A 26,612-nucleotide genomic window follows, 5' to 3' on the forward strand; every position below is an offset into this window, starting at 1 on the left:
GGGATTCCGGTAGTCGGTTCGGGTCGCCCGGGGAGAATGCTCCCCGGGCGACCCGAACCTCTTGGTCGGCTCAGTCGGCTGAGCGGAGCTGAAGCCGTTCCCGGAGCAGGTTCTTCTGCACCTTGCCGGTCTGGTTGCGCGGCAGTTCGGGCAGGAGTTCCAGGCGGGACGGCAGGCACCATTCGCTCATGCCGAGCCCGCCGAGCCAGTCGCGCAGGCCGTCGAGGGTGGGCGTCCGCTCCCCCGGGACGACGACCGCGCAGGCAAGCTCGCTGCCGTGGCCGCCGGGGTAGCCGACCAGGGCGACATCCCGTACGTCGGGGTGGTCCAGCAGTGCCGACTCGACGTCACTGACCGGGATCATGATGTCGCCGATCCGGTCTTCGGCACGGCCGTGCAGCCGGATGCCGCCGTGGCCGTCCGGTGCTACGAGGTCACCGGTGTCGTACCAGCCGTCGTTGTGTTCGGCGAGCACGGTCAGCCGACCGTTGTCCCGGCCCCAGGTGGCCAGGCACAGCGAAGGGCCGCGGGCGAAGAGACGCCCGGGTCGGTCGTCGCTGATCGGGTGGTCGGCCCGCAGGTCGATCTCCTGGCCCGGGGCGCAACGTCCGACGGTGCGTCCGGCCAGGTCCGGGTGTTCTCCGGTGCGGGTGAAGATGTTGGCGCCCTCAGTCATGCCCCAGCCCACATCCAGCGGGATTCCGAAGGTCTCGGTCACCCGCTTGAACAGCGGCTGCGGGACCGTGGTGCCTCCTGCGCGGATGATCCGCACGGTGGGCAGTCGCAGCGACGTGCGTTCCATCGCGTCGATCAGGGCGGAGAGGGTGACTGGGACGATGACCATCCAGCTGACGTCGGCCTGGGCCAGGAAGGGGATGACGGCCTCCGGCTCCCAGAGGTCCGTCATGACCGCGCAGGCCCCGCGGTGCAGCGGCATCAGGAGCCCCATGGTGAGGCCGACGATGTGCGTCGCCGCGTTCGGTGAGTAGACGCGGCTGTCGGGGCCGATGCCGTCGGCGGCCGCGAGGGGGGCGTACCAGGCGTACGAGGTGTTGAGGGTGTGCAGCACAGCCTTCGGCTCGCCGGAGGTGCCGGAGGTGAACAGCACCAAGGAGACCCGGTCCGGGTCCACGACGGACGGATCCGGCAGGGTGGTGTGCTCGGTGTGCTCGAAGTACTCGCGGAAGTCGAGTTCCCCGTCGTCCCCGTCGGCGGTTCGCTCGCCGAGCACCACACGGTGGCGCAGGGCGGGCAGCCGCGGTGCCATCTCGGCCAGCGCCGCGGCGTGCTCGAAGTTGTCCCACCGATCGATGGTCACGCAGACGACGGCATCCAGTCGGCGGAGCATCCGCTCCAGCTCACGGGGGCGGAACGCGCACATGATCGGCGCGGCGACGGCCCCGAGCCGGGCGCAGGCCAGTAGCAGCGGTCCGACCTGCCAGCGGTTCGGCAACTGCATCGCGACGACCTGACCGCTGCGTACCCCCAGCGCGTGCAACGCGCCGGCGAAGAGGTCCACATACTCCGCGTACTGCGCGTAGCTCAACTGTAGGACGCCCTGGCCGGCCTCCGACACGAGAAGGGCGGGGGCGTCGGGAGTCTCGGCACGCCACCGCGCCAGGTCGTCCAGGATGCTGTCGGCGCGCCAGGCATCCTCCTTGCGGTACTGCTCCACGGTGGTGGCGGATGGGCGCAACGTGGTGATCGGGTTCACAATTTTCACTTTCCATAGGATAAAATTGCGCACGTTTGTTCTGTTTTATTTATTCTGTTCTCTTCCGTCGAGGTGGCCCTCAGTGCCCCAGTCCGGCGCCTCCGTCGACCGGGATCACGGCGCCGCGTACATAACCGGCACCGGCCAGGAACGCCACCGCGTCGGCGACCTCGTCGGGGTGGGCCGGCCGTCCGGCGGGGGTCTGCCGCAGCAGCTCTTGGCGCTGCTCCTCGGTGAGCGCACGGGTCATGTCCGTCTCGGTCAGACCGGGAGCCACCACGTTGCAGGTGATGTCCCGGGGGCCGAGTTCGTGGGTCAGTGACCGTGCGAAGCCGACCAGCCCCGCCTTCGCCGCCGCGTAGTTGGTCTGCCCGGCGGCGCCGTGGAGGGCCGCCGTGGAGGAGATCAGCACGATGCGGCCATGGCGTTCCCGGAGCATTCCGCGCACCGCGCGCTGGGCGACGCGGAAGGCCCCGGTGAGGTTGGTGTCGATGACGGAGGTGAAGTCCGCCTCGCTCATCCGGACCAGCAGCCGGTCCTGGGTGATGCCCGCGTTGGCGACCAGGGCGGTGACCGGACCGTGGGCCGACTCGGCCTCCTTGAAGGCCTGGTCCACCTGCTGACCGTCCGTCACATCGCACCGCACGGAAAGAAAGCCCTCGTCGCCGGGTGGTGCCTCACTGCGGTAGGTCACCGTGACCAGGTCCCCGGCCGCCACGAAGCGGCGGGCTATGGCCAGCCCGATCCCCCTGTTTCCCCCGGTCACCAGGACCGAGCGGGGTGTTGTCTGAGCCATCGTGCCTTACCTTCCTTTCCTGTCGTGCCGAGGACGGCCCAGGGCCGGGACGGGGCGGATTTGCCCACTGTCCTGCGTATCTGCCCAGCGCCCGGTCGACCAGTGCGTCGGCCGCGCCCGTGTAGCGGGCCGGGTCGAGGAGTTCCGACAGCTCGGCGGGGGTGAAACGGGCCGACAGTTCGGGGTGGCCGGACAGCACCTCGCGGATGGTCCGCCCCGTGTCGGCCGCCTCGGCCGAGGCCGTCGACAGCAGCTTCTTCGCGTGCGCCTTGCCGAGCACCGGGGCGAGTACGACCGCCAGTCGTTCGGTGACGATCGCTCCGCCGGTCAGGTCGAGGTTGGCCAGCATGCGTTGCGGGTGGACGATCAGGCCCTCCGCCAGCTCCACCGCCGTGTGCGCCGCGCCGCCAGTCAGCCGCAGTGCCTCCCGCAACGGCTGCCACTCGGCGTGCCAGGCCCCGGCGGGGCGTTCGTCCTCGGCCAGCAGGCTCTGCGCCAACACCAGTGCGTACGCGGGGACTTGGCGGGCAGCCGACACGATCAGGGTGGCGAGGGCCGGGTTGCGTTTCTGTGGCATCGCCGACGAGGCGCCGCGTCCCGCCGCCGCCGGCTCGGACAGCTCGCCGATCTCCGTACGGGACAGCGTCTGCACGTCCAGTGCGAACTTGCCGAGCGCCCCGGTGACCAGCTGAAGGACCGCGCCCAGTTCGGCGATCGGCGTGCGCACGGTGTGCCACGGCAGCGTCGGCTCCGCCAGCCCGAGGGCCTTCGCGAAGGGGGCCAGCAACTCGATTCCGCCCTCACTTCCATCGAATGCCCTTCTCGCCCCGCCGTCCACGTTCGCGTACTCGCGGTACGCGGCCAACGTGCCTGCCGCGCCGCCCAGTTGGGCGGGTAGCGCACCGGCTACCGCCCGTACTCGGGTCAGGGCGTCCACGACGAGCTGGAGCCAGGCCGCCGCCTTCAGGCCGAGGGTGGTGGGTACCGCGTGCTGGGCCAGGGTGCGGGCCGCCAGGACGGTGTGGCGGTGGGTGTCCGCGAGTGCGGCCAGGGCGGCGGCGGTGCGTTCGAGGTCGGTGGCGATCAGGGTGAGTACGCGGCGGGCGATCAGCATGGCCGCCGAGTCCAGGATGTCCTGGCTGGTCGAACCCCGGTGTACGTACTCGGCGGCGGCCGGGTCCTTCGCGGCGACCACCTCGGTGAGGGCGGTGACGAGGGCGACCACCGGGTTGGCGGCGCCTCGCGCCGCGTGCGCCAGTGCGACCAGGTCCAGGCGGTCCGCGTGGGCCTGGGAGGCGATAGACATGAGCGCTGCGGCGGGTGTCAGGCCGACCTCGAACTGGGCCTGGACCAGGGCTACTTCCACGTCAAGCATCGCCTGGAGCCATGCCTCGTCGGTCACCTCGGCCGCCGCCTGCGTGCCCGCCCATGTGGGTGCGAGCAGCCCCGCGTCGGTGCCGACGGACACGGGGGCCGTTCTCCCGTTCATGCTCGTCGACTCCCTGCGCCAGATATCTGACGTGCAGTCGACTGAGCTGTCTGTGGCGGCAGTTCACGCACCTCCGGTCCCAGCTCCAGTCCCAGTACCGCCCGGGCTATCGCGTCCGAGTCCTCCAGCGTCACCGAGCCCACGCCCGGTCTGATGCCTACCGCCGTCACCCAGCGAACCCCCTCCGTCGGCACCCCGTACGCGAACCGGCGAGGATGCGCTCGCCCCGACGCGTCCAGCAGCCGGGGCGCGCCGTCGCTCACCGCCATCCCGCCCGACTCGTGCGCCTCGTGGCCGCCCGGCCGGTACGGGACGCACCCGCCCTCCGCCAGCAGCCCCCGCAGCAGCGGATCCGCGCTGCGCCGCAGGTCGATGTCGGGCAGCCGAGCCTCGACGAGCGCCCTCACCAGCACCGGCGGCTCCGACACCCCTTCCGCGTCCACGAGGAAACCGGGCCCGTCGAGACCGCTCTCACCGTCCGTCGGACACACCCGCATCCCCGGACCGACCACCTGCAGTATCTCCGCCTCGATCAGCGCGATCAGCTGCTCGATCCGGAACGCGGGCGGGCCTATCGACGTGAACGCGTTCAACGGCGTGTACCAGCCGTCCAGTTCGGCCCGGTACGACTCACCCGACACCCCTCCGTGATCGACCACCAGCCGGACCTCGTTGCGCAGGTCCCGCAACGCGTCCAGCGCTGCCTTCAGCGGCCCGTTCACATTGCCGAGGCGGGCGGCGGTGACGTCCTGGCGCAGATACGCGAGCAGCCAGTGCCGGAAGTCGGCGCGATCAGCGAAGTGCCGGTCTCCGTACGGGCGTTCAACGCGCCGCCAGTCCCATCGCTCGTCCGGCGGTATGTCGTACCGGTCGAGGAGCACCGACTCGTCGTCGCGGTCCGCGAGGCAGGAACGAACGAACTCCGTTGCCGCCGAAGGGCCTTGGGCGGCCCGGAGCCACGCTTCGTAGTAGACGGTCCGGACCTCGCGGTCGACCAGCGGCCAGACGTCGCTGCGGAAGCCGACCGGCCGCCGCCGCAGGCCCGCGATGACCTCCGGGGTCAGGAAGCGGGGGTGGTGGCGGCCCAGCGCGCCCTTCTCGTTCTCGCCGCGCGCGTGGTACGGCACTCCGCGCCGCGAACCGGCGTACAGCACCGGCTCGTTGCCGCTTGGGATGTACACGAGCCCGGCGGCCCGGCCGTCCTGGTCGCCCTGCTTGAACGTGCCGCCGCGGCCCTCGGTGAGCAGCGCCAGCTGGTCGAAGAAGTTCAGCCCGAGTCCGCGCAGGGCGACCGGGGTGCCGGGGCGGATTCCACTCAGGTCGGCGTCGGCCGGGTTGGCGGGGCCCACGTAGGACACGCCGGCGGCGGCACGGGAACCGGCATCGGCACCAACACGGTTACCGGCTCCGGCACTTGTGTGGCGGGCGGCGAAGGCGCGCAGGTCTTGTTCCTCCGGGCTCGGTGTCAGCTGTCCGTGTCCCAGGGCCAGTACGACCGCGTCCAGGCCGGTGAGCAGGTCGCCGTCCGCCAGGGTCACGCACTGGTGGCCGCCCGGGGACCGGTCGTCATCCGTCAGTGCGAGCGCCGTCGTCCGGTGCGTGTGGACCGTGAACTCGGGCGGGGCGGTGCGTAACAGGTGCCCGAAGACCCACTTCAGGTAGTGGCCGTGGAAGGCGCGGGTCGGGTAGGTGTCCGGGCCGAGGCGGCGGGCCTCCGCCAGGATCGAGGGCGGGTACGCCTCGGCATCCAGGGTGCACGCCCACTCGTACAGGCTCGGGCCCGGCACCGACGGGCCCGCGCACGGCACGCTGTCGTCGGTGAACAGGGTCACCTGGGAGGCAACCGTGTTCATCAGCAGCTCGGGCGGCTGGTCGGTGCGCCACACCGCACCCGGGCCCGGCGGATACGGGTCGACGAGATGGACCACGACCGGGCGGCCCGCCTCGCCCGCGTTGGCGCAGAGCCGCTCCAGGACCGAGAGCCCGCGCGGACCGGCGCCGATCACGCACACGACGACGGCATCGCGGGTGTCACCCGAAGAGCCTGGTTCGGGTCCGCTCATTCGTGGCCCAGCCCCTCGCGCCAGCTCGGCCGCAGCGGCTTCCAGCCAAGTTCCTTACGCGCCCGGGCGTTCGACGCGCCGGCCGCCACGGTGAGCTGGTGGGCCATGAACCAGCCGAGCAGCCGGGGTGCCATCTCCGCAGGGATCGCGGGCGGCGCCGGAGCGTCCAGCGCCCGGGCGTAGTGGGGCAACCACTGGGCGGCCGGGGCCGGTTCGTCGTCCGTGATGTGGAAGGCGCCGGTGGCCTCCGACTCCACGGCCGTCACCGCCGCCCCCACGGCGTCCTCCACATGCAGGAACGAGGTGACCCCGGCCCCGCCCTCGGGCAGCGGGAACTTCCCCGCCAGTACGAATTGCGCGGTCCCGCCGCCGGTACGGGCGTACGCGGTGCCGGGGCCGTACAGCGACCCGTACCGCAGCACCGCGCCACTCAACTCGGGTGCGGCGCCCAGTACTTGTGCCTCCAGCTCGGCGACCGCCTGTACGGTGGCCGCCCAGCCGGGGTCCGGGGCGTCCACGTACAGCGGTACGTCCTCGTCGACGAGCGGGTCTCCGGTCGGCGCGGACGCGAAGGCGATGGACTGCGCGACCAGCCGCCGGGCACCGGCCGCGCGGGCCGCCGCGACCAGGTTGGCGGTGCCCTCGGTGCGCAGTCGCGCGGTCCGGGCGAAGGCCCCCGCGGGGTCGTCGCCCATCAGCCGCAGCGCCGTCAACTGATGGACGACCACCTCAGGGCGTGCGTCCGACACGGCGGCCAGCAGCGCTTCCCGGTCGAGGGCGTCGGCGACCACGATCGCGTCCGCTTCCGGAGCGCGGGCCCGGGACTCCTCCCGTACCAGCGCGCTCACTTGGTGCCCCCGCGCCCGCAGCGCGCCCACCAGGGGATGGCCGACCACTCCGGTGGCTCCTGCGACGAGTATCCGCATGGCGTTCAGTCCTTCGTATCGTTCGTATCGTTGTGAACAAGGGGCGTACGTACGCGCATCAGCAGGCGGCACGCCTTGTCGCCGTCGCGCAGGCATGCCTCGGCGCGGTTCTCCGTGAGGGTGACCCCGAGTCCTTCGGACCAGCCCGCGTGGATGTCGGTGCACGGGCACCGGTAGCCGTCCAGTGAGCCTGCCATCCGCACCATGGTGACGGCGAAGCTCCGGCGGAGTGTGAGGACGATCAGACCCTCGTCGTCGGTCGCGTCCTCGACCTCGGTGGAGGCGTTGCGCAGTTCCGCCGGGAACATCCGGTCGCCGCAGTCGTCGTACCGGCGGCGCAGTTCCTCCAGGTCCTTGTGGGTGTCGCCGGTGGCGGGGAGCGGGCCGGAGAGGCGGCCGACGCGCTGTCCGACGTGCGTCGCGACCTTGCGCAGCGCCTCGGCGTTGAGTTCGTTGGCGGCCTCCTGCCCGAACCGGCTCGCCACCCCCTGGTACCAGTTCGCGTCGTGCTGCCACCACAAGCGGTACGCCTCGCTCGCCCGGGCGCGGTGGTTGACGTCCCCGGCATCCGTACCCGTGCTCATGCCTGTTCCTTTGCCGAGGAAGCGGTGAAGCGGTCGCGCATCACTCGTTTGAGGACCTTGCCGGTGGCGCCCTTGGCGACGTCGTCGGGCTTCATGCGCAGGGCACGGGTGACCGGCGGGAACGCGGATGCCTTGAGGGCCGTGTTGACCAGTCCGGTCAACTCCTCGTCGCTGCCGCCTACTTCGTCCGCGAGCTGGAGCAGCGCGTAGGCCTCCGCCACTCCGTCGCCGTCCCAGTCGGCCCGTACACCGTCGTCGGCGACTCCGACGACCGTGCAGTCGGTCAGTTCGGGCAGTTCGCGGAGCAGAAGTTCCTCGGTGCGGGTGCTGAAGACGACGCCGGCGCTGGTGCGGATGGCGTCCGGGGCGCGGTCGAGGTGGTAGAAACTGCCGTCCTCGTCCTGGTGGGCGAGGTCGCCGGTGAGCCAGTAACCGCCGAGGCGCATCCGGTTCCAGGTCAGCGAGTCGTTCCAGTAACCAGGTGTGAGTGTGGGGGACTTGAGGCCCAGGCGGCCGATCTCTCCGGGCGGCAGCGGAGTGCCGTCCTCGGCGAGTACGGCGGCCTCGGCGAAGCTGATCGGCCTGCCGACGCAACGCGAGTAGGCCGAGGTGTCCTTGGTGTGCCGGTTGTGGAAGACGGAGTAGCCGGCTTCGGACGAGCCGAGACCGTCGACGAAGACGGACCCGTCGACGCGGGTGCGCCGCAGGTCCTTGCCGATGGTCTGGTGGCTGCCATGCCGCACGAGGGCCCGGATGTGCGCCTCGTGGGCCGCGTCCCCGGTGTTGAACCACACCTGCACGCTGGACAGGTCGCGGGCCGTCAGGTCCTCGGCGGCCATCTCGCCGAAGGTCCCGGCGAAGGCCAGCACGGTGGTGGGCCTGAACTCCTCGATGGCGTCCAGTACTTCGGTGCCGCGCTGACTGGAGAGGAGTTTTATGTCGGTGCGCAGGAGGAGGCAGTACAGCAGCGTCGCCACCATCGCGTTGTGCGCGCCCGGCAGTCCGACCAGGGTGCGTTCCATGTCGGTGCCGGTGGAGTAGCGCAGGCGGTGCAGTTGCGCGTACATCAGGGTCTGGTGGGTGTGCGGAACTCCCTTGGGCATACCGGTGGTTCCGGACGAGTGCGAGATGAGCACCGGGTCGGTGGGGTCGTGACGGTACGGGTAGGAGGGCGGGAGCGCGGCGCGGTGTTCGGGGCGGATGTCGGCGGCGGTCGCGCAGAAGCCGAGGTCAGAGGTCGCGTCCGAAGCCTTCGCCGCCAGGACGTCGTGGTGTTGGCGGTCCGTGAAGGCACCCACGGCGCCCTGCCGTCGTACGTACTCCCGCGCGATGTCCGGCGGCAGGTTGCCGTTGACGAACGAGGGGATCGCACCGAGGGACGTCAGCGCCAGGAAGTTCACCGCGAACTCGGCGCTGGAGTAGGAGTGGAGGGCGACCGGGTCACGAGGGCGCACACCCTGGGCGGTGTACCAGCCCGCGTAGGTCTCGACGACCTCCTGCAACTCCCCGAAGGTGAGTTGGGTGGGGCAACTACCGTCGGGGGCGGACCAGTTGCCGTCCATGCGCAGTACGACCTCGTCGCGTGGACGGTCGTACGACGTCAGGCGGGCGAGGATGTTACCGGCGCCCAGTTCGGTGTCGGAGCAGATCCGCGCCCGCTCCTGCCTACTGATGAGCATGGGGATGGGTCTCCGTCTCGGTACGTGGTTCGGCCTCGGTACGTGGTTCGGCGTGGGCTGCGGCCAGCTCGAACAGGCTCTGGATGCTGCCGAGTCGTCCGGCGGACGCCCTGGTTGACCCTGTGGACCTGATCGACACCTGTGGCCCGGCCGCGTCGCCGGGACGGCCGAGCAGTACCGCCGCTGCCAGGCCCGCGGACGCGGGCAGAGCGGCGGCGGGGCCCGAACGCCCGCTGGTTGCCGCCAGTTCGCGGTGTACTGCGGTCACGCGTTCGCCACCGCCCAGTTCCACTCCCAGCACCAGGACACGGTCGAGCTCCGGGTCGTCCAGCAACACGTCGGCCATGGACAGGAGCTCGCTCAGCGGGTCGACGAGGGTGGAGAGGCTGAACATCTGGCCGGTGATGCCGAACTCGCGGCTCATGTGCCCCAGTACGGAGTTGGCGGTGGCCTGCATGAACAGCAGCGGGTTGTGGACCCGCCCGGACACCATGCGCCGACTCGCCAGATCCGCGGTGGTGGTGTCACCCGCCAGACTGGCCAGCGCCACGGCGGTACGGGCGCCGTCTCCGGGGTGCGCGGTCAGACACCTGCTGCTCACCTCGTACGCCAGCGGACTGAACGCCGACTCCACGAAGCCGGGCAGCTTCGGCAGCGCGATGTCGTCGTCCCGGCCGGTGTCGTGGGCCGCCGTGGCGGTGGCGAGGATGCCGAGGGAGAAACGGAGCGCGGTCTCGTGGGTCGTGGTCACGGCCGCTCCAGGACGAGTGCGGTGTTGGCGCCCCCGAAGGCGGCGTTGATGGTGAGGGCCCGGCGGGGGTCGGCGGGGCGCGGCGCGTTCGGTACGTAGTCGAGGTCGCACTCCGGGTCGGGGCTGCCGTATCCGGCGGTCGGCGGGAGTACACCGTCCAGCAGGGCCAGCATCGTGATCACGAACTCCACGACGCCAGCGGCTTCCAGGAGGTGGCCGGTGGTGCTCTTGGTCGAGCTGACCGGTATCGACTCGGCCCGCTTCCCGAAGGCGGCGCGCAGGCCCCGGGTCTCGGCGCCGTCGTTGTACTTGGTACCGGTGCCATGGGCGTTGACGTAGTCGAGGGACGCCCCGTCCGGGTCCCCGGCCTGCCGCAACGCCTGCCGTGCGGCGAGGGCGAGGCCGATGCCTTCCGGGTGCGGCTGGGCGATGTGGTGGGCGTCGGTCGCGGCGCCCCATCCGACAACGGAGGCGAGCGGCCGGGCCCCGCGCCAGCGGGCGTGCTCGGCGGACTCCAGTACGACGGAGGCGACCCCGTCGCCCAGCAGCAGCCCGCTGCGATCGGCACTGAACGGCCGCACCATGCCGTCCCGCGACAACGCCCGCCCGGAGTCGAACTTGCCGAACGTCTCCTCCTCGACCAGATACCCGCCCGCACAGACGGCGACGTCGATCCGCCCGGAGGAGATCAGCCGACAGGCATGAATGATCGCGGCAGCGGACGCCACACAGGCATTGGTGAAGGCAAGCCGGGTCCCGATCAGCCCGAGGCCGTCGGCAAGCAACTCGGCAAGCTGAGCGGGCACGGCGTCGGCGAGACTGTTCGACTCCGGTGCCGGCAGCGCCCCGACGGGGGCGCGGGGCTGTGACATCTGCGGCGCCACCGCGTGGGCGCGACCAGCCACAACGGACCCGCGGCCGACATCCGACAACTCGCTCGATACGGAATCTCCGGCCCTCCGCCAATACCGGGTAACACTCCGGTTATCCCCGGCGACCCCCAAAAGCACAGCCGCCTCCGCACCCGCCCCGAGCCCAGCCATACCCAGCGCCTCGTCACCACACCGCCGGAGCGCATCCCGCAACGCCCACCCCTCGACCGCGTCGGCACCGTCCGCACCGTCGGGCGCGACCGCCGCCACCGCCGTCCGATACGGCTCCGTATCGAACCGCGTCGTGGGCCGAAACGCGGGCACCCCCGCGAACACCCCGCGCCGCAGGGCTTCCGCACCCTCGCCGAAGGCGGTCCGTACGCCGTATCCGGTCACCGTCACTTCACGCGTCATCCCGGGCGTCCCCCTTCTGGGCGGTACGCAGGTATCCGGTGAGCCGCCGGAGCGATGTCAGCCCGGCGATGTCCTCGTCGGTGGGTTCGACGATCAGGCCGTACCGCTCCTCCACCACATGAAGCAGCCACACCAACCCCAGGGAATCCAGGACGAGTTCGGCGTCCTCGTCGAGGTCCTCGGGCAGTCCCGGGAAAACCTTGCGATCGGACAGAAGCTCTCGTACGGAGTCGGTGGTGATGTCGGTGCCGGTGGCCCCCGTGCTCGTACTCATGCCTTCGCACCGCGGCGGACGACCTCGGCGACGAGCCCGCCGAGGGTCAGGGTGGCCAGGGGTTCGATGTCGGTGTCGGGGATCTCGACGCCGAACCGCGACTCCAGCCGAAGCGTGAGTTCGATCAGGCTCAGGGAGTCGACATCCAGGCCGCCGACGGTCACCGGGCTGTCGTCCGTGATGCCGTCGCGGCTCAGCAGGATGTTCATCTCGTCGATGACCGCGGTCAGGACGAACTCGCGGATCTCGTCTTCCAGGGTCGACGTAGTCATGATCGGTATCTCCAGAAAGAGGGGGAGTCAAGCGCCCTTCCAGGGCGCGGGGCTGTGACATTTGTGGCTCCGCCGCGCGGGCGCGACAAGCCACAACCGGCCTGCGGGCAACCAACAACCGAGAGCACCCGCCCTACCCGGCGGAACGCAAGGTCTCGGCCTGCCGAACCAACTTCCCGTTGGACGTGCGCGGCAGCGCATCCAGCAGCCGTATGACCCGGGGCACCTTGTAGTCGGTCAGCCGCTCCCTGCACCACCGCAACAGCTCCTCGGCGGACGGGCGTTCAACGCCGGCCGTGACCGTGACGTACGCCTCGGTCACGTCCTCGTGGACCAGGACCGCCTGTTCGACGGCCGGGTGGTCGCGGAGTACGTTCTCCACCTCGGTGAGGTCCACCTTGAGGCCGCCGATGACGACGAGGGAGTCGGCGCGCCCCCGCACCAGTACCGCGCCGGTGGTGTCCAGCGCGGCCCGGTCCCGGGTGTGGAGCCAGCCGTCGGCGTACTGGGTGCCGCCCGAGTCGAAGAGGTACGGCGACTCGTCGAGGGCGACGTCCAGTTCGTCCCGCCGCACGCGCAGCGCCACACCAGGCGCCGCCCGGCCGACCGAGGGGCGCAGCGTGCCGCCGACGTCGATGGCGACGATGCCGGTCTCCGTGGTCCCGTACGCCTCCCCGACCCCGACGCCGTACCGCCGCGCGAACTGCGCCGCGACCTGCGGGGGCATGATCTCGCCGCCCGACACCGCGATGCGCAGGTCGGGGAGCACCGGGGGATCGACGGCGGCGGTGAGCAGTTCGAAGTGCGTCGGCACCCCGAACAGGGCGGTGATCCGGTGCTCCAGCGCGGTCCGCAGGATGTCGCGGGCGGAGACGCGGGGTGCGAAGACGACGGAGACACCGGCGGCGAGGGAGTACAGCAGGCCGCCGATCAGACCGAAGCTGTGGGCCGTCGAACTGAGCAGCAGCAGCCGGTCGCCCTCGACCGGCATGCCGGGCACCCCGGCGAACCGGTCGACCTCCGTGGCGAGCGATTGGGCTGTCCTGCCGATGACTTTCGGCCTTCCGGTCGAGCCCGAGCTGAACTGGACGAGGCGGTGCCCGGTGGTGGCGGGGAGGCCGGTTCTGTGCCGCTCGGTGACGACCTCGTACTCGGACCGGAAACCGAACGTGGCCCGGACGTTGGAACCGGCGCTGACCATGAACTGCGGCCGGCAGGACGCACAGAGCGCCGCCACCTCGGGCGGTTTGAGCCGGAAGTCGAAGAGCATCACCTGCGCGCCGAGCCGCCACAGGGCGAGCAGCACCTCGATCTGCGTGAAACTGGGCGGAGTCCGCAGGCCCACGGTGGAGCCCGGCCCGATGCCGTACCCGGCGAAGACTGCGGCCTGCTTGCCCACCCGCTCCCGTAACTCACTGCGGGTGAGTGTTTCCTGTTGGTACGTCAGATACGGCAGCCGGTCGTCGCGCGCGTCGAACAGCCCCTGGACCAGGGCAGCGAGATCCGACCCCAGGTCTTCGAGTTCGCCCATCGAACCTCAGACCTCCTTGCAGAACTCGCCGATGGGCAGGCCCACATGGCGCTTGTCGGCAGCCAGATAGCCGAGCAACTCGTCGCCGGTCCGCAACTCGGTGACGTTGAGGACCTTCCCGCCCGGGCCGAGCACCCGTACGTGCCAGTCGTCCTGCACGGTCAGGCTGACCAGCCGGCCGTCCTCGGCGTGGGTGCGGATCTCCAGCAGCGGCCGGGATTCGAGCTTGGCCCGCCCGACGACGACCCGCCGGGTGCGCCCGTCGGCGCCGACCGCGAGCAGCGCGCTGCCCGAGCCGACCTCGCTGAGGTAATTGGTGCGGTTGTCGGGGCCGAGCGTGTACGAGTGCAGGGCGCCCGCGTTGACCCGGAACGGCCGGGTCGGCATGTAGGGCAGGGGGTGGGTCTCGCTGCAGCACAGCACGAACCCGGAGGAGTAGGAGCCGACGAGGATGCCCTCGTCCTCCTCGAAGTGCGAGCAGGTGTCCACGCAGACCCGGTCGCCGAGTCCGACGTGCCGGATGCTCTCCACGGTGAGTGTGGACAGCTCCAGTTGGGGCGTCGTCGCCTCCAACAGCCGGGCCAGGGCGAACACCTCGTCGGCGCTGCGGGGCGTGAAGAGGATGCCGTCCGAGCCGCGCTCCAGCACGTCGAAGACGATGGCCGCCTCCTCCAGGCCGTCGACGACCGTCACGAGCTTGCCCTCGGCGGACTCGGCCGCGGCGAGCACGATCTCCAGCGGGATCTTCGTCGGGTCGGCGAAGTGGATCACCGTGTACGGCAGCACCATGGCGCCCGCGCACGACAGTTGGAGGGTGCGGTCGTCCCGCACGTCGATGAAGCCGGAGACCGGCGTGCCACCGGTGCGAGTGCCGGCGCGGTGGTCGGCGGCGAGGGCGTCCAGCTCGTCCTGGGTGCCGAACTTCCGCAGGAGTACGTCGAATACGGTGCCGGACGGTGAACTGCTGCTGCCGGACTGGGACTTGGCTTCCCTGTCGGGGGCCTTCGTCTCCTTCCCCTCCTTGTCGCCGGGCTTCTTCGCAGCGGTCGTGACCGGGGCGCCGCCCTCGGAGACCAGTACCCGGGTGACGGTCGGGGGCAGGGTCCCGAGCAACTCGGCGTCGGCCGCCACCACACCCGCCATCCGGGCGTGGATCGCCGCGTCCACCACCGCCTGGAGCTGGGGACGGGGGACCTCACGCAGGTCGATCCATGCGAACCTCATGCCACTCCTGCCACGATCGTCGAGTAATCAGCCATATGCATGCCATCGGTGATGCCGTTGCTGCCGCTGCCGCTGCCGTGCACGACCGCCGAGAGGCGGGACACCAGTGCGGCGGGGGTGGGGGAGGAGAAGATCCGGCGCCCGATGGCCAGGCCCCGGCAGCCGGCGGCCATCACGGCGGTGCCGTATTCGACGAGGTCGGAGCCGTCGGGTGGGCCGCCGGCCGCGAGGACGGGGATGGGACTGTTCGCCACCACCTCGGCCATGCGCTCGATCGGCAGGGCGACGGAGGTCTTCACCATGTCGGCGCCCAGGTCCGCGGCGACGTTGGCCAGGTGGGCGAGGAGGGCGGGATCGCGCGGGTCCTCGATCCGGGGGCCGCGCGGGTACACCATCGCGATCAGGGGCATGCCCCACGCGTCGCAGGAGCGGGCCACCGCCCCCAGGTCGGCCAGTTGCTGTGCCTCGGTGTCCGAGCCGATGTTCACATGAACGCTGACCGCGTCCGCGCCGAGCGTCAGCGCCTCCTCGACGTCGGCGACCAGCACCTTGGCGTGGACGTCGGCGGAGCAGGCGGTACTGGCGCTCAGATGCACCACCAGCGCGCAGCTCTTCAGGATGTCCGGCGCGAAGGAGCGGGCGCGTCCCTTGTGGACGATGATGCCGTCGGCCCCGCCGGCCACGAGTGCCCGCAGCAGGTCGTCCCACTTGTCGGCGGGGACGATCGGACCGTCCGAGACGCTGTGGTCGAGCGGGATGAGCAGATACCGGTCGTCACCCGCGAGCGAAAGTCTCCGCAAGCGTAATTGCTTGCCGTTTCTGAGCATGGGTAATGAGCCTTCCCGGCCCGGAGGCCGTATTTCAGAAAGCCGAATCGCGACATTCCGTTGCGATTCTCCGTGTCCGAAAGTCGATGTTTGTAGAAAATTCAAGTTCAGCGATCATGAGCATTCACCTGTGACCGTCCGGTGGCAAGATGTCATCAGAGAGAAATATTTATACGGCCCCTTGCATGAATAATTGACACGAGTCTGACAGGTGGCGTGGGGTTGACAGGGCCTGGGCGCACTGTTCGTGCGGTCTATGCGGTCTATACGCGTTGGGGCGTTCTGTCCCTCCCCTGAGCGCATCGGATGCTTTATTGCCTGCCAATTAGGGTGAGAACTTGTTGAAATTGAATTTCGGCGATTAAGGTGACGTCCGAGCTCGGGTCATGTTTCATGCGACGTCCTCCCCCCACTCAGGACCCGGAAGCGCCCCCATGCCTGAATTACCGCTCAAGATCGTCGACCCGAACCTGCAGGCCGCGTCAGCCCTGAAGGCAGCGAAGGCAGCGGCCCCGCGGGTCGCTGTGGCGAGGGATCGGCCGCCGCCCGCTGATGCCGGCCGGAGCCGTCGGGAGCGTGGTGCGGGCGGTCCTCGTGTACGCCTCGCTGAGTTCACGCAACGGGTTGGTGATCACCGGCGCCCACATGGTCGGCCTGATGTTCCTCGCGCTGATGTTCTCCCCGGTGGTGGCCTGCCTCCCGGAACTGTTCCCGGCCCGGCCGCGCTACACCGGCGTCTCCGCCGCCTTCATCCTCTCCGACACCTTCGGCGGCGGCTTCCCTCGGCCGTCACCAGGCTGAACAGCCAGTGGGAATCCCCGCTGGTCCTCGGCTTCTCCACTGGCGGCCTCTGCCTGCTCAGCCTCCTGTGCCTGCTGGCGCTGCCGGAGACGCGGGATCACGAGTTCGACGTCCGAGGGGCGGTGGCCGGCGGGCTACGAGGGTGAGGGCTCGTATGTCGAGGTGTCGTGTATCGCGCTCAACCTGTGGAGGAAGACTGCGGCATGGACATCTTCAACAGTCTCCGGGCCGTGCGGTCGCCGCGGTTGCTGCCCGGGGACCGGGTGCGGATCGTCTCTCCGGCCAGTCCCCCAGCCGTGAGACAGTCGCCCGCGGCGTCGAGTCGCTGACGTCATGGGGGCTCCGGGCCGAGTCTCGACCTGAACTCGGCGTTCGGCGATCCGGGAGTCCGCGCCGTGATCGCCGCCCGGGGCGGCAAAGGCGCCTACCGCATCGTCGACGACCTCGATACCGACACACTGCGCCGCGACCCTGAACCCCTGGTCGGCTTCAGCGACATCACCCACCTCCACCTCGCCCTGGGGCCCGATGCCGCCTGGCCGGCCTGCACGGCCCCTTCGCCACCTGGAGCGACGAATGGTGCGGGCCCGCATCAGCCGGCGCCCGACCATCCCGACGTCCTCGACGCGTCGTCGGCCACGAAGACCCTGCACCTCACGCCCACCTCGCTCGGCGAGGTACTGGCCGAGATGGCTGCGGAGCCCGCCCGGCCCATGCGCTGACGGACTGTCCGTTCGCCCGTTCACCCGTGGGTCGCGGTCACAGCCGCGTGGCGGAGCCTCGCCATGTCCCCGACTCCCTCGCTGTTCGTGTCACCCCGTGCATCCTCACTGGGTCCCGCAGTCCGATCTCCTGCCCCGGAGGGCAGCACCGCCTCGGCCGAACGGCCCAAACCCACGGACCGGGACCGCCTCTGTACAGGGCGAACGGTGGAGGAAGGGGGTCGGAGGGAGGGCGCACACCGGTCTCTCGTCAGAAACAAGTCAGACGTTTTTCCAACCCGACGCCACCCCCGTCCGTCTCTAGACGCGAGCCGTCGGGAGTACGGGTGACGGCTCCTGTCCGATGTCGTCCGATGTCGAAGTGTCAGGAGTTCAGGTGGAGTTGCGCGCGAGACCAACACGTGCGGTCGTGGCGGCGGGGGTGGCCTCCACGGCCCTTCTGCTGGCCGGTGTCCCGGGCGCGGAAGCCCAGGACGCGAGCGGCGCCGGTACGGTCAGGACGGCCGAGACGTCCAAGTCGGCCCAGGCGTCCGGTACGGCCGAGGTAGCGAAGACAGTCACCCTGGTCACCGGTGACCAGGTCATGCTGGACGGCGCCGGAAAGGTCACCGGCGTGGTCCGGGCCGAGGGCCGGGAGAAGGTGCCGTTCTCCGTCCGGGTGGTCGCCGGTCACACCCAGGTCGTGCCCGGAGACGCCGAACTGCTGCTGGCGCAGGGCAAGGTGGACGCGCGGCTGTTCGACGTGACCCAGTTGGTCGCCGACGGCTATGACGACGCCCGCCGTGGCGACGTACCGCTGATCGTCACCTTCCGGGGGAAGAAGGCGCCCTCGATGGCCCCGTTCACCGGGGCCGGGGCGAAGGTCGGCCGGGCCCTGCCGGTCGTCAACGGCAAGGCGATGCGGCCCGTGAAGAAGCGCGGCGCCGAGTTCTGGAACGCCGTGACCGGCGCCGGCCAGAAGACGGACAGCGCAACGGGGTTCACCGCTTCCACCGCCGTCGAGAAGCTGTGGCTCGACGGCAGGCGCAAGGCGAGCCTCGACAAGAGCGTGCCGCAGATCGGCGCGCCCACGGCCTGGGCCGCCGGGTACGACGGCACCGGCGTCAAGGTCGCCGTCCTCGACACCGGCATCGACACCGCCCACCCCGACCTCACCGGTCAGGTGGTCGCGGAGCAGGACTTCAGCGGTTCCGCCTCCGGTACCGGGGACAAGTCCGGCCACGGCACGCACGTGGCGTCCACCGTGGCCGGTACGGGAGCCAGGGCGGGCGGCACGTACAAGGGTGTCGCCCCGGGCGCGAAGATCCTGAACGGCAAGGTTCTCGACGACGGCGGATTCGGCAGTGATTCCGGGATCATCGCAGGCATGGAGTGGGCGGTGGCGCAGGGTGCCGACGTCGTCAACCTCAGCCTCGGCGGCGAGGACATGCCCGGCATCGACCCGCTGGAGGAGACGGTCAACCGGCTCTCCGCCGAGTCCGACGCCCTCTTCGTCATTTCGGCCGGCAACTCTGGCGAGGCCGGTGAGAGCACGGTCGGCTCACCGGGCAGCGCGGACGCCGCGCTCACCGTCGGCGCGGTCGACAAGTCCGACCAGCTCGCGGACTTCTCCAGCCGGGGCCCGCGTGTCGGGGACAGCGGGGTCAAGCCCGACCTGACCGCGCCCGGCGTCGACATCACGGCCGCGTCGGCCGCCGGCAGCAACCTGTCGGAGGTGTACCCCTCCGACATACCCGGCTACCTCACCATCAGCGGCACCTCCATGGCGTCCCCGCATGTCGCGGGCGCCGCCGCGATCCTCGCCCAGCAGCATCCCGACTGGACCGGTGAGCGCATCAAGGCGCTCCTCACGGGCTCGGCCGAGCCGGGCTCGTACAGCTCCTTCCAGCAGGGCACCGGGCGTACGGACCTGGTCAGGGCGCTGGAGCAGCGCGTCGTCACCGAGCGGCAGCCGCTCGACTTCGGTCTCCAGCAGTGGCCGCACGGCGACGACGCCCCGGTGACCAAGCAGGTGACGTACCGCAATCTCGGTACGGAGCCGGTCACCCTCGATCTGTCCGTCGACGCGGTCGCGGTGGACGGCAGGCCGGCCGCCGAGGGCATGTTCGCCGTGTCCCCGCAGCGGATCACCGTCCCTGCGGGCGGCGAGGCGAGCGCCTCCGTCACCGCGGACACCCGCGTGGGCAGTGCCGACGGCAGCTTCGGCGGCTCGGTGCAGGCCACTTCCGCCGACGGCAAGGTGCGGGTGCGGTCCGCCGTCGGCGTGGAGCGCGAGGTGGAGTCGTACAGCCTGACGCTCAAGCACCTCGACGAGAACGGCGCGCCGACCGGCGACGCCGTCACCTCCCTCTCCGGCCTCGGCAGCGACTTCTACGCCGACTACGCCGACGAGCAGGACGGCGAGCTCACGGTGCGGCTGCCGAAGGGCGACTACTCCCTCAGCGGGGTGATCCACCCGTCCTACGACTCCGCCACCCACGCCATCCTGGTGCAGCCGAAGCTGACCCTGGACCGGGACACCACCGTCACCGTCGACGCCCGCCGGACGCGGCCGGTCGAGGTCACCGTCCCCGACGCGGCGGCGAAGAACACCGAGGCCACGGCCTCCTTCACCTTCGACCGGGGCGAGGGCGCGCGCGAGGACAGGATGGAGTTCCTCCTGCCGACCTTCGAGGGCACGGGCTTCGGACGGCTCGGACCCGAGCCGTCCGGCGATCAGGCGTCCACCGTGTCCGCCGTGTTCGCCGGCGACTGGACCCGTGAGGACGCCGAGGGCCGGCCGGTCGCCTACCACCTGGCCTGGAACCGGGCCGGCCGCCTGGACGGCTTCGCCGTCGACGTCCGGCGCAAGCAGCTCGCCAAGGTCGACCTCCAGGTGGGCGTGCCCGTTGCGGGCAGGCGCGTCCAGGTCGAGGTGTCTCCGCACACAGCCGACGGGAGCCTGATCTTCAGCGCGAACGACCTGCGCGGCGGACTGCCGCTGCGCACCATTGACTACGTTCTCGACAACGACGTCAAGTGGTCCTTCCGTATCTGGCAGACGGTCGGCGAGGGCGACGACAAGCGCTCCGAGACCTTCCTGATGCGGATGCCGAGGACCTGGCAGGCCGGTCACAGCTACACCGAGCGGTTCAACGTCGGCGTGTTCGGCCCGGCCCTGCCCGCCGCGGGTGACCTCGGACCGGATCAGGGTCTCCCGGGAATCGTGCGGTACGGGAACGTCATCAGGGCCTTTCTGCCGCAGTTCGGCGACGGCTCCGGCCACTGGGGCCTCAGCGACTACACCTCGGTGACGAGCTCGCTCCAGGCGGACGGCAAGGAGATCCCCGACGACCACGGCATCTCGCCGATCGACCTCACCGAGTACACCGTTCCCGCCCAGGACAGCGCGTACCGGCTGACGGTGGACGCCAGGCGTGATCCCGCGGTGTACCCGGTCAGCACCCGGGTCCGGACGGAGTGGACCTTCCGCTCCGCCACCACCCCCGAGGACGCGAACACCACCCTTCCGCTCTCGGTGATCCGCTTCTCGCCCGACCTGAGCCTGTCCAGCACGGCGAAGGCGGGCAAGCGGTTCGCGGTGCCCTTCACCGTCGAGGGCGCGGCTGCCGGACAGCGGCCCGCGAAGCTCGCCTTCGAGGTCTCCTACGACGACGGCGCCACCTGGCAGCACGCCAAGGCCGTCGGCGGTACGCACCTGGAGCTGACCCACCCGGCCGCCGCGGGCTCCGTCTCGCTGCGGGCGAAGCTGACCGACCGGGCCGGCAACACGCTGGCCCAGACGATCGAACGCGCCTACCTCACCACCAAGTAGAGCGTCGGACCCTGCGGAAGTCCCGTTCGGGGCGGTGTCACCACCGTCCCGGACGGGACTTTTGCGCGTTGCACAACTGCCGCGCGAGCAACACGAGTTCACGGGTTCCCATTCACCGCGAACGGGGATAGCCATAGGGTGCGGCCACGGGTCGCGGGGACCGGCGACGGGGGGAACGCCACGTGTTGATGTCTCGACGGAGTGTGTCCGGGGTGAGATCACCCGCACGCGGCCGGATCACCCTGCTGTGCCTGATCCTTCTCCTCGTGGGCAGCCCCTGGGGGCAGGACCGCGTGGAGGAGTTCTACGTGGACCACCTGGACAGCGAGATGACGCGCTGGCTGGTCGAGGGGGCCTTCGTCCCCAGGTGGGACTTCTCCTCCGACGCGTACCTCGACTACGCCGGCTCGAACATGCTGGTCGTGCAGAACATCAGCGTCGTACTGCTCCTGGTGGCGCTCGCCCGGGTGATGTCGTGGTCGCGGACCCGGGGGGCGTCCGGCTGGGGCCGCCTCCTCGTCGCGGGTGTGCTGGTGTCGGAGATCGTGGCCCTGCTGCGGTGGTGGATGCTCGACACCTTCGTCGAAGGACTGGGCCTGTCGACCGCCGGACTGCGCCAGGAACTCCTGCACGCCGCCCTCTCCTTCGGCCTGATGGCCGGTGTCCTGCTCGCCCTTCTGACCGTCGGACTGCCACGCGTGCACGTCAACGGGGCAGCCGGCGCCACCAAGGCGCTGTTCCGCCCGAGAAAGGGAGTTGCTGCCATGACGACCCCGCAGGCGCACATGCCGGTCGGGAGCATGCCGGGTGATGTCACCCGATACCTGTGCGCCGCGGCCTACGTCGACGAGGGGTTCGCCGACCGGGTGGTGGACGGCGTGCTCGCCGACGAGGCCGGCGCCGTGGCCCCCTCGCCCGACGTCGACCTGGTGGCGGTGTCCCGTCACTGCCTGGCGGCACAGGACCTCCGCCGCGACCGCGACCTGCGGCTGACCGGGGCGTTCGCGGTGGTGGCACTGTTCGCGCCACTGTGGCTGCTGTTCCCCGCGGTGCTCCTGTCCGCCGTCACCGCGGCGAGCCGTCCGAGGCCCAGCCTCGCCACCCGTGGCCGACGCCAGCCCGGCAGCAGGGTCGTGCTGGGTGCGGGGATCACCGCCGTGGTGGTGGTGCTCTGCGTCCTCCCCTTCGCCGTCGCCCTCGCGTCACTGCCTGTCTCCGGCTTCGCGAGCTGGCTGTTCGGCGCCTACCTGGCCGGAGTCCCGGCCGTCCTCGCGTCCGTCGGCGCGACGGTCTTCGCGTACGCGACGGTCGTGCGCCACGCCCTCGCCGTCGACCGGCTGCTGCGCACCACCATGACCCGCGAGACGTTCACCCGGCAGCCCCCGCCGTCCGTACCCCGGCGGGTGTGGATCGCCAGACGGCTGGCGGTGGTCAAGGAGGCGCGCGACGGCAACGTCACCGTGTACAGCGGGTTCTCACCGTTCGTCGGCTATGCCCAGGCCGCCTCCAACTGGTCGCTCGCCGTGCCGCTCCTGCCCGCGGACGAGACCCCCGGCAAGAGATCGCGCCCCGCCGAGCCGGAGGCGTTCACCGTCGTCGAACTCGTCGACCACGTACGGGAACAGCTCCGCTCGGTGGCCGCGCGCGGCGGTGTCGGCGGGACGGCGGACGCCGCCGCGAAGGAGCTCCGCTCCCTCACCGTCGAGGACCGGGTCTTCGTGGACGGCAGGACCATCGGGGACGACCCCCGGTTCATGTCGACCAACGGTCTGACACCGGCCGCGCGGCTGTCGGCCGGGGCCGTCCAGGAGATCATGCTGCATCCGACCGGCACGGTCCGTCACCATCTGGCGGTCCATGTGCCGTTGTGGGGCGGCGATGTGGTGCCGAGCGTGTTCCTGCACTTCTCGACCGAGGGCAGGACCCTGCACCTGCACTGCGGCAACCATGTACTGGGTCCGGTGGACGCCGCCTACCACGTGGTGGACCGCCTGCGTGACCCGCTCACCCCCGAGCGGCGGCGCGGGCTGCTGACGGAGGCGCTGCCCCGTACCGGCCCGGCGTTCCTCGGCGCGCCCTCCCGCGCGCTGCGGCAGGCCCGTTTCGAGGCCAGGCGCACCCGGCGGATGGTGGACGAACTGACCGCCATGGAGCACGACCCGGTCTTCGACTACGGCGCCCGGCTGAGCGTTCGGGAGATGGCGCTGAGCCCCAGCTACCACAACTACTTCCAGGTGGTGGACGCCGGACGGATCACGGCGGCGGTGGAACGCCATACCCTCGCCGCGATCCGGGAGTTCCTCGACGCGCGCGGTTACGACATCACCGACTTCCGCAGCCAGCAGCAGACCATCCTCAACCAGGGCCTCATCCAGCAGGGCGGGACGAGCATCATCGGCAACCAGGCGATCGGCCCGGGGTCCAGCGCCACCCAGAACGTCACGCGGAAGGCCGGCCCGGCCGCCACCGCCGGCGCCGAGAAGTAGCCTTGGAAGGAAGGGACCTGGCGATGAGCAGCAGTGAGGTCGGCCGTCCGGAGCCGCCCGTCAACAACGGCCTGGTGATCAACGGCGGTACGCACTACGTGGGCAACCAGGCGATCGGTCACCGCGCCCAGGCGTTCTCCGGCTCGGTCGCCTTCCAGCCGCAGGACGCGGAGCGGGCCGCCGCCCGGATGTCCGAACTCCTCGTCCACATCGAGCAGTTGCTCGCCGAGCACCGCGAGGCGCTGGCCGACCCCGAGGGCACCACCCGGGAACTGCGGCGCCTGCGCGAGGAACTGGACGAGGAGGAGCCGGAGCCGACGGTCCTGCGACGCGCCCTGGACCGCCTGACCGCGTTCGTCCAGCCGGTGACCCCGCTCGCGGTCGCGGTCGGCGAACTCGCGCAGACGGTACGGGGGGTCCTGGGCGCCTGACGGTTCGTCGGTGTCTCGATCTCACGGACAGTCGGCGCGGGACGCCGAAGGCGAAAGGCGCGGACCCGGGCGTGGTGGAAGACGTGCTCGCCGCGGCCCGGCAACAGCCGGGCCGCGGCGAGCACGTGAGCGCGAGGACCGACTCGGAGAGTCAGGTACCGCTGATGGTCACCGTGAAGTCCGTGATGTTGAGCACGGACGGGAACTGACCGATGAGCGTCGGTGTGCCGCTGAGGACGTCGACGCTGTAGAAGGACGGCCTGGTGGCACCGTACGGCGTGAGGGAGGCGAAGGCGATGTTGGAGGTCGTCCTGCCGTTGGTGGTGTAGCTGAAGATGTCGTAGCCGGCGTCGAGGTTCGCGTCGAAGCCGAGCAGGCCGGTCGCGACGAGGCTGCCGGCGTTCGGGGGCGACTGGATGGTGATCTGGTCGTTGTAGGTGTCCACGTTGGTGAGTGTCGTGCCGGTGGAGCCGACCAGGTCGTTGTTCGTGTACGCGGCGCCGGTCACGCCGATGGCGGCCGTGGTCGTCGGAGGGAAGTTCAGGACGCTGTCGGTGGCCGTCGTGCCGTCGTTCAGGTTGTGCCGCAGGTTCTGGCCGTTGTTGCTGATCACCCGCAGCCGGTCGGCCGCCGGGTTGAAGTCGATGTCGAAGGCCGTGCCGTAGAGCGCGACCTTGAGCTGGGAGACCTTGGTGACGACCACGTCGACGGTGGTCGGCGGGGTGGTGATCGTGTAGATGCCGCCCTTCTCACCCAGCCCGTACATGAGGCCGTTCTGCACCCGGTGGTCGATCCCGACCAGCTTGGTGTCGCCGCTGAGTCCGACGACATCCCGGACCCAGTTGGCGACCCCCGGGGTGTCGGTGCTGAAGCTGGCCATGGTCAGGCCGTCACCGGTGATCCCGAACGCCAGCAGCTTGGGCGTGGCGGTGGCGGCGGCGGAGCTGGAGCCGGGCGAGGTCACCATGAGCGCGGTGGCCGCGGACACGATGGCGAGCGCGGTCGCGATTCTCTTTCTGGTCCCGGATTTCATGGCGTTCATCGTTGTTCCCTCCCGTTTGACTGAAGGTGCCCTGCGAAGCCGTTGCCTGTCACGCCCCGTGAATGCGAAGTGGTCCCTTAGCCGAACCGGTCCCCCTGGGCGCCGGGCACGGTTCTCATTAAGCCCAGGCCACAGCACCCTCACAAGCGAATCGAGCCACAAGAACGCCCCGATAAGGGAACTTTGCGCACTGTGACAAACGCGCCGCCCTCACACCCTTCACCGATTCACCCGGAGTGATAAACAGCCGTCCGGTTTTCGCCTGTCGGCGCCCTCACCCTGAGTGACATGCTCACTCCCATGGGGAGCCTCTTCGCCGAACTGTCCCGGCGGGCGTCGGCCAACGCACGCCGGGAGGTCGAGACGTACGCACGCGAGATACCGGAACTCGGGTCCCTGGACACGAGCCCCCGGATCAGGGACGAGACCATGGAGTACTCGCTCTGGTTGCGCCGCCGTACGGTCGAACTGGCCCCGGACAACGGCATGCTGACCGACGACGACCTTGGCTACATCGCGTCGATGGGTGAGGCGCGGGCCGGCGCGGGAATGTCGCTGGACGCGCGACAGCAGGTCCTGCGCGTCCACACCGAGCTCATGCTGCGCGAGATCAACGAGGCCACGGAGGCCCGGCGCGGCGGTGACCTCGACGAACTCATGCGCATCATGGGCTGGTTCGCCCCCCAGGGCGAGCGCGGCATCGGCGCCTACCGCCAGGGCTTCGTGAAGGTACTGCGACGCCGTATGCCGTACGTCGAACAAGTCGCCCTGCTGGCAAGGGCGTTGCTGTCCGAGAACGCGGCGGCGGCCGAGCTTGCGCAGGTCACCGACATGGAACTGGCCGCTTCCTACACGGTGTTGGTGATCCGGGTACCGGACCGCCCGGCAGGTGGCCGCGAGCTGGAGAGCGAGATCGAGGCGCTGGTGAAGACACACCAGGTACCCGTGACGTGGTACCCGGAGCGCGACGCCAGGGGGAGGGACGGGGGCCGAGGCGGCGGTGGTGAACTGATCGCCCTGGTCCCGGATCCCACCCCCGAGGCCGTACCGGACCTCGTCCCTCCCCTCGAACCCGAGCTCACCCCTGCCCCTGCGCCGAACCTCGTCCCCGATCTCCTACGGGACTTCGCCGAAGCCCTCGGCCGCCCCTGCGCGGCCGGCACCGCCACCGCACCGGTGACCGGCCTCGCCGGCGCGTTCGACCGGGCCCGCCGGATCAGCAGGGCGGCCCCGGTGCGGCGCGCGTCGGCGCGGCTGCGCCCGCACACCCTGGCGGACGTCTTCGTCGAACTGGCGGTCGCGGACGTGCCGTTCGTCGACGCATGGCTCCGGGCAACGGCCCGCCGCCTCGAACCCGGCCCGGACCTCATCGTCACCCTGGACGCGTACTACCGCCACGACATGAACCGCGGTCCAGCCGCGGCGGCCCTCACCATCCACCCGCGCACCCTCGACTACCGGCTCCGCCGGGTACGCGAACTCACCGACATCGACCCGGGCTCGGCACAGGGCGTACGCGTCTTCAGCGCCGTCGTCACCAGGAGCCTGTCGGGGGCGTGGCGTTGAAGCAGGGGCATCCTGGTACATGGCTGACGTTGGTACATGTCCACGAAGCGCACCCACGTCCACGCCGACCCCGAGGACCTGGCGCTCGTCAAGGAGGCGGCCCGGCGCCACGTGACGAGCGAGGCCGAGATCATCAGCCAGGGGATCCACCTCGCGGCCATGGCCGACCGAGTCCGGGGCGAGCCGCTGTTCTCCCGCGCCTTCGCGGGAACGGGCAGTACGCCGTCCGAGGCCGAGGTCCGTGACACGGTCGCCGACGCGGTCCGCCGTGAGGCCGGCTGCGAGCCCGGATCCGTAGCGTGATCATCGTCGTCGCCGACACGGATGCGCGGAA

The 26,612-nt window shown here is 70.6% G+C and carries 22 protein-coding genes; 7 read left to right on the top strand and 15 right to left on the bottom strand.

Annotated elements, in window-relative coordinates; all coding sequences use genetic code 11:
• Nucleotides 1-70: 70 nt before the first annotated feature.
• From IEY89_RS33605 to IEY89_RS33670, 14 genes are all read right to left on the bottom strand, one after another.
• Nucleotides 71-1,723 (bottom strand): AMP-binding protein, encoded by a 1,653-nt coding sequence (locus tag IEY89_RS33605; RefSeq protein ID WP_189151320.1) that lies wholly within the window; start codon nucleotides 1,721-1,723, stop codon nucleotides 71-73.
• Nucleotides 1,724-1,793: 70 nt separating this feature from the next.
• Nucleotides 1,794-2,510, bottom strand: coding sequence for a 3-oxoacyl-ACP reductase FabG (gene fabG / locus IEY89_RS33610; RefSeq protein ID WP_189151321.1), 717 nt, complete (start codon nucleotides 2,508-2,510; stop codon nucleotides 1,794-1,796).
• Nucleotides 2,392-3,999 carry a nitrosuccinate lyase gene (locus IEY89_RS33615; RefSeq protein WP_229695553.1) on the bottom strand — a complete coding sequence of 536 codons (1,608 nt, stop codon included), beginning with the start codon at nucleotides 3,997-3,999 and terminating at the stop codon, nucleotides 2,392-2,394. The genes fabG and IEY89_RS33615 overlap by 119 nt, the downstream gene beginning before the upstream one ends.
• Nucleotides 3,996-6,062, bottom strand: coding sequence for an FAD/NAD(P)-binding protein (locus IEY89_RS33620; protein ID WP_189151322.1), 2,067 nt, complete (start codon nucleotides 6,060-6,062; stop codon nucleotides 3,996-3,998). The genes IEY89_RS33615 and IEY89_RS33620 overlap by 4 nt, the downstream gene beginning before the upstream one ends.
• A complete protein-coding gene (gene avaA7 / locus IEY89_RS33625; RefSeq protein WP_189151323.1) occupies nucleotides 6,059-6,988 on the bottom strand; it encodes a 3-diazoavenalumate denitrifying reductase in 930 nt (309 codons plus the stop codon). Before avaA7 ends, IEY89_RS33620 begins: the two co-directional genes overlap by 4 nt.
• 5 nt (nucleotides 6,989-6,993) lie before the next feature.
• Complete coding sequence (locus tag IEY89_RS33630) at nucleotides 6,994-7,572, bottom strand: hypothetical protein (protein ID WP_189151324.1); 579 nt, start codon at nucleotides 7,570-7,572, stop codon at nucleotides 6,994-6,996.
• Nucleotides 7,569-9,251 (bottom strand): 3-aminoavenalumate diazotase, encoded by a 1,683-nt coding sequence (avaA6, locus tag IEY89_RS33635; protein WP_189151325.1) that lies wholly within the window; start codon nucleotides 9,249-9,251, stop codon nucleotides 7,569-7,571. Before avaA6 ends, IEY89_RS33630 begins: the two co-directional genes overlap by 4 nt.
• Complete coding sequence (locus tag IEY89_RS33640) at nucleotides 9,238-10,002, bottom strand: hypothetical protein (protein ID WP_189151326.1); 765 nt, start codon at nucleotides 10,000-10,002, stop codon at nucleotides 9,238-9,240. Before IEY89_RS33640 ends, avaA6 begins: the two co-directional genes overlap by 14 nt.
• Nucleotides 9,999-11,288 (bottom strand): beta-ketoacyl-[acyl-carrier-protein] synthase family protein, encoded by a 1,290-nt coding sequence (locus IEY89_RS33645; RefSeq protein WP_189151327.1) that lies wholly within the window; start codon nucleotides 11,286-11,288, stop codon nucleotides 9,999-10,001. Before IEY89_RS33645 ends, IEY89_RS33640 begins: the two co-directional genes overlap by 4 nt.
• Nucleotides 11,278-11,562 (bottom strand): acyl carrier protein, encoded by a 285-nt coding sequence (locus IEY89_RS33650; protein ID WP_189151328.1) that lies wholly within the window; start codon nucleotides 11,560-11,562, stop codon nucleotides 11,278-11,280. The genes IEY89_RS33645 and IEY89_RS33650 overlap by 11 nt, the downstream gene beginning before the upstream one ends.
• Nucleotides 11,559-11,834 (bottom strand): acyl carrier protein, encoded by a 276-nt coding sequence (locus tag IEY89_RS33655; protein WP_189151329.1) that lies wholly within the window; start codon nucleotides 11,832-11,834, stop codon nucleotides 11,559-11,561. The genes IEY89_RS33650 and IEY89_RS33655 overlap by 4 nt, the downstream gene beginning before the upstream one ends.
• Before the next feature lie 133 nt (nucleotides 11,835-11,967).
• Nucleotides 11,968-13,365 (bottom strand): class I adenylate-forming enzyme family protein, encoded by a 1,398-nt coding sequence (locus IEY89_RS33660; protein ID WP_189151330.1) that lies wholly within the window; start codon nucleotides 13,363-13,365, stop codon nucleotides 11,968-11,970.
• Between the two features lie 6 nt (nucleotides 13,366-13,371).
• On the bottom strand, nucleotides 13,372-14,589 hold the full coding sequence (locus IEY89_RS33665) for a 3-dehydroquinate synthase II family protein (protein ID WP_189151331.1): 1,218 nt from the start codon (nucleotides 14,587-14,589) through the stop codon (nucleotides 13,372-13,374).
• The gene (locus tag IEY89_RS33670; RefSeq protein ID WP_189151332.1) at nucleotides 14,586-15,416 is read right to left on the bottom strand and encodes a 2-amino-3,7-dideoxy-D-threo-hept-6-ulosonate synthase; all 831 of its coding nucleotides are present in this window, start codon (nucleotides 15,414-15,416) and stop codon (nucleotides 14,586-14,588) included. Before IEY89_RS33670 ends, IEY89_RS33665 begins: the two co-directional genes overlap by 4 nt.
• Nucleotides 15,417-15,968: 552 nt before the next feature.
• On the opposite strand from IEY89_RS33670, the gene IEY89_RS41080 reads away from it, so the two are divergent.
• The 5 genes from IEY89_RS41080 (at nucleotide 15,969) to IEY89_RS33695 (ending at nucleotide 23,670) form a co-directional block, all read left to right on the top strand.
• Nucleotides 15,969-16,217: a hypothetical protein gene (locus IEY89_RS41080; RefSeq protein ID WP_229695554.1), complete on the top strand. Its 249-nt coding sequence runs from the start codon at nucleotides 15,969-15,971 to the stop codon at nucleotides 16,215-16,217.
• A 359-nt stretch (nucleotides 16,218-16,576) separates the two neighbouring features.
• Entirely contained in the window at nucleotides 16,577-16,939 is a 363-nt protein-coding gene (locus IEY89_RS33680) for an LD-carboxypeptidase (RefSeq protein ID WP_189151364.1), read from the top strand.
• A gap of 376 nt (nucleotides 16,940-17,315) precedes the next feature.
• Entirely contained in the window at nucleotides 17,316-20,753 is a 3,438-nt protein-coding gene (locus tag IEY89_RS33685; protein ID WP_229695556.1) for a S8 family peptidase, read from the top strand.
• 212 nt (nucleotides 20,754-20,965) lie between these two features.
• Nucleotides 20,966-23,239, top strand: a complete 2,274-nt coding sequence (locus IEY89_RS33690) for an AbeC-like domain-containing protein (RefSeq protein WP_308437472.1) — start codon at nucleotides 20,966-20,968, stop codon at nucleotides 23,237-23,239.
• 23 nt (nucleotides 23,240-23,262) lie between these two features.
• Nucleotides 23,263-23,670: a DUF5955 family protein gene (locus IEY89_RS33695; protein ID WP_189151335.1), complete on the top strand. Its 408-nt coding sequence runs from the start codon at nucleotides 23,263-23,265 to the stop codon at nucleotides 23,668-23,670.
• Between the two features lie 151 nt (nucleotides 23,671-23,821).
• Here the strand turns inward: IEY89_RS33695 and IEY89_RS33700 are convergent, their stop codons facing one another.
• A complete protein-coding gene (locus IEY89_RS33700) occupies nucleotides 23,822-24,712 on the bottom strand; it encodes a DUF4394 domain-containing protein (RefSeq protein WP_373287327.1) in 891 nt (296 codons plus the stop codon).
• A 288-nt stretch (nucleotides 24,713-25,000) separates the two neighbouring features.
• Between IEY89_RS33700 and IEY89_RS33705 the strand changes: the two genes are divergently transcribed.
• Nucleotides 25,001-26,278, top strand: a complete 1,278-nt coding sequence (locus IEY89_RS33705) for a PucR family transcriptional regulator (RefSeq protein ID WP_229695557.1) — start codon at nucleotides 25,001-25,003, stop codon at nucleotides 26,276-26,278.
• Between the two features lie 36 nt (nucleotides 26,279-26,314).
• On the top strand, nucleotides 26,315-26,581 hold the full coding sequence (locus tag IEY89_RS33710; RefSeq protein WP_189151336.1) for a hypothetical protein: 267 nt from the start codon (nucleotides 26,315-26,317) through the stop codon (nucleotides 26,579-26,581).
• Nucleotides 26,582-26,612 lie beyond the last annotated feature (31 nt).

It is taken from the genome of Streptomyces lacrimifluminis (assembly GCF_014646095.1).
Classification (GTDB): Bacteria; Actinomycetota; Actinomycetes; order Streptomycetales; family Streptomycetaceae; genus Streptomyces; species Streptomyces lacrimifluminis.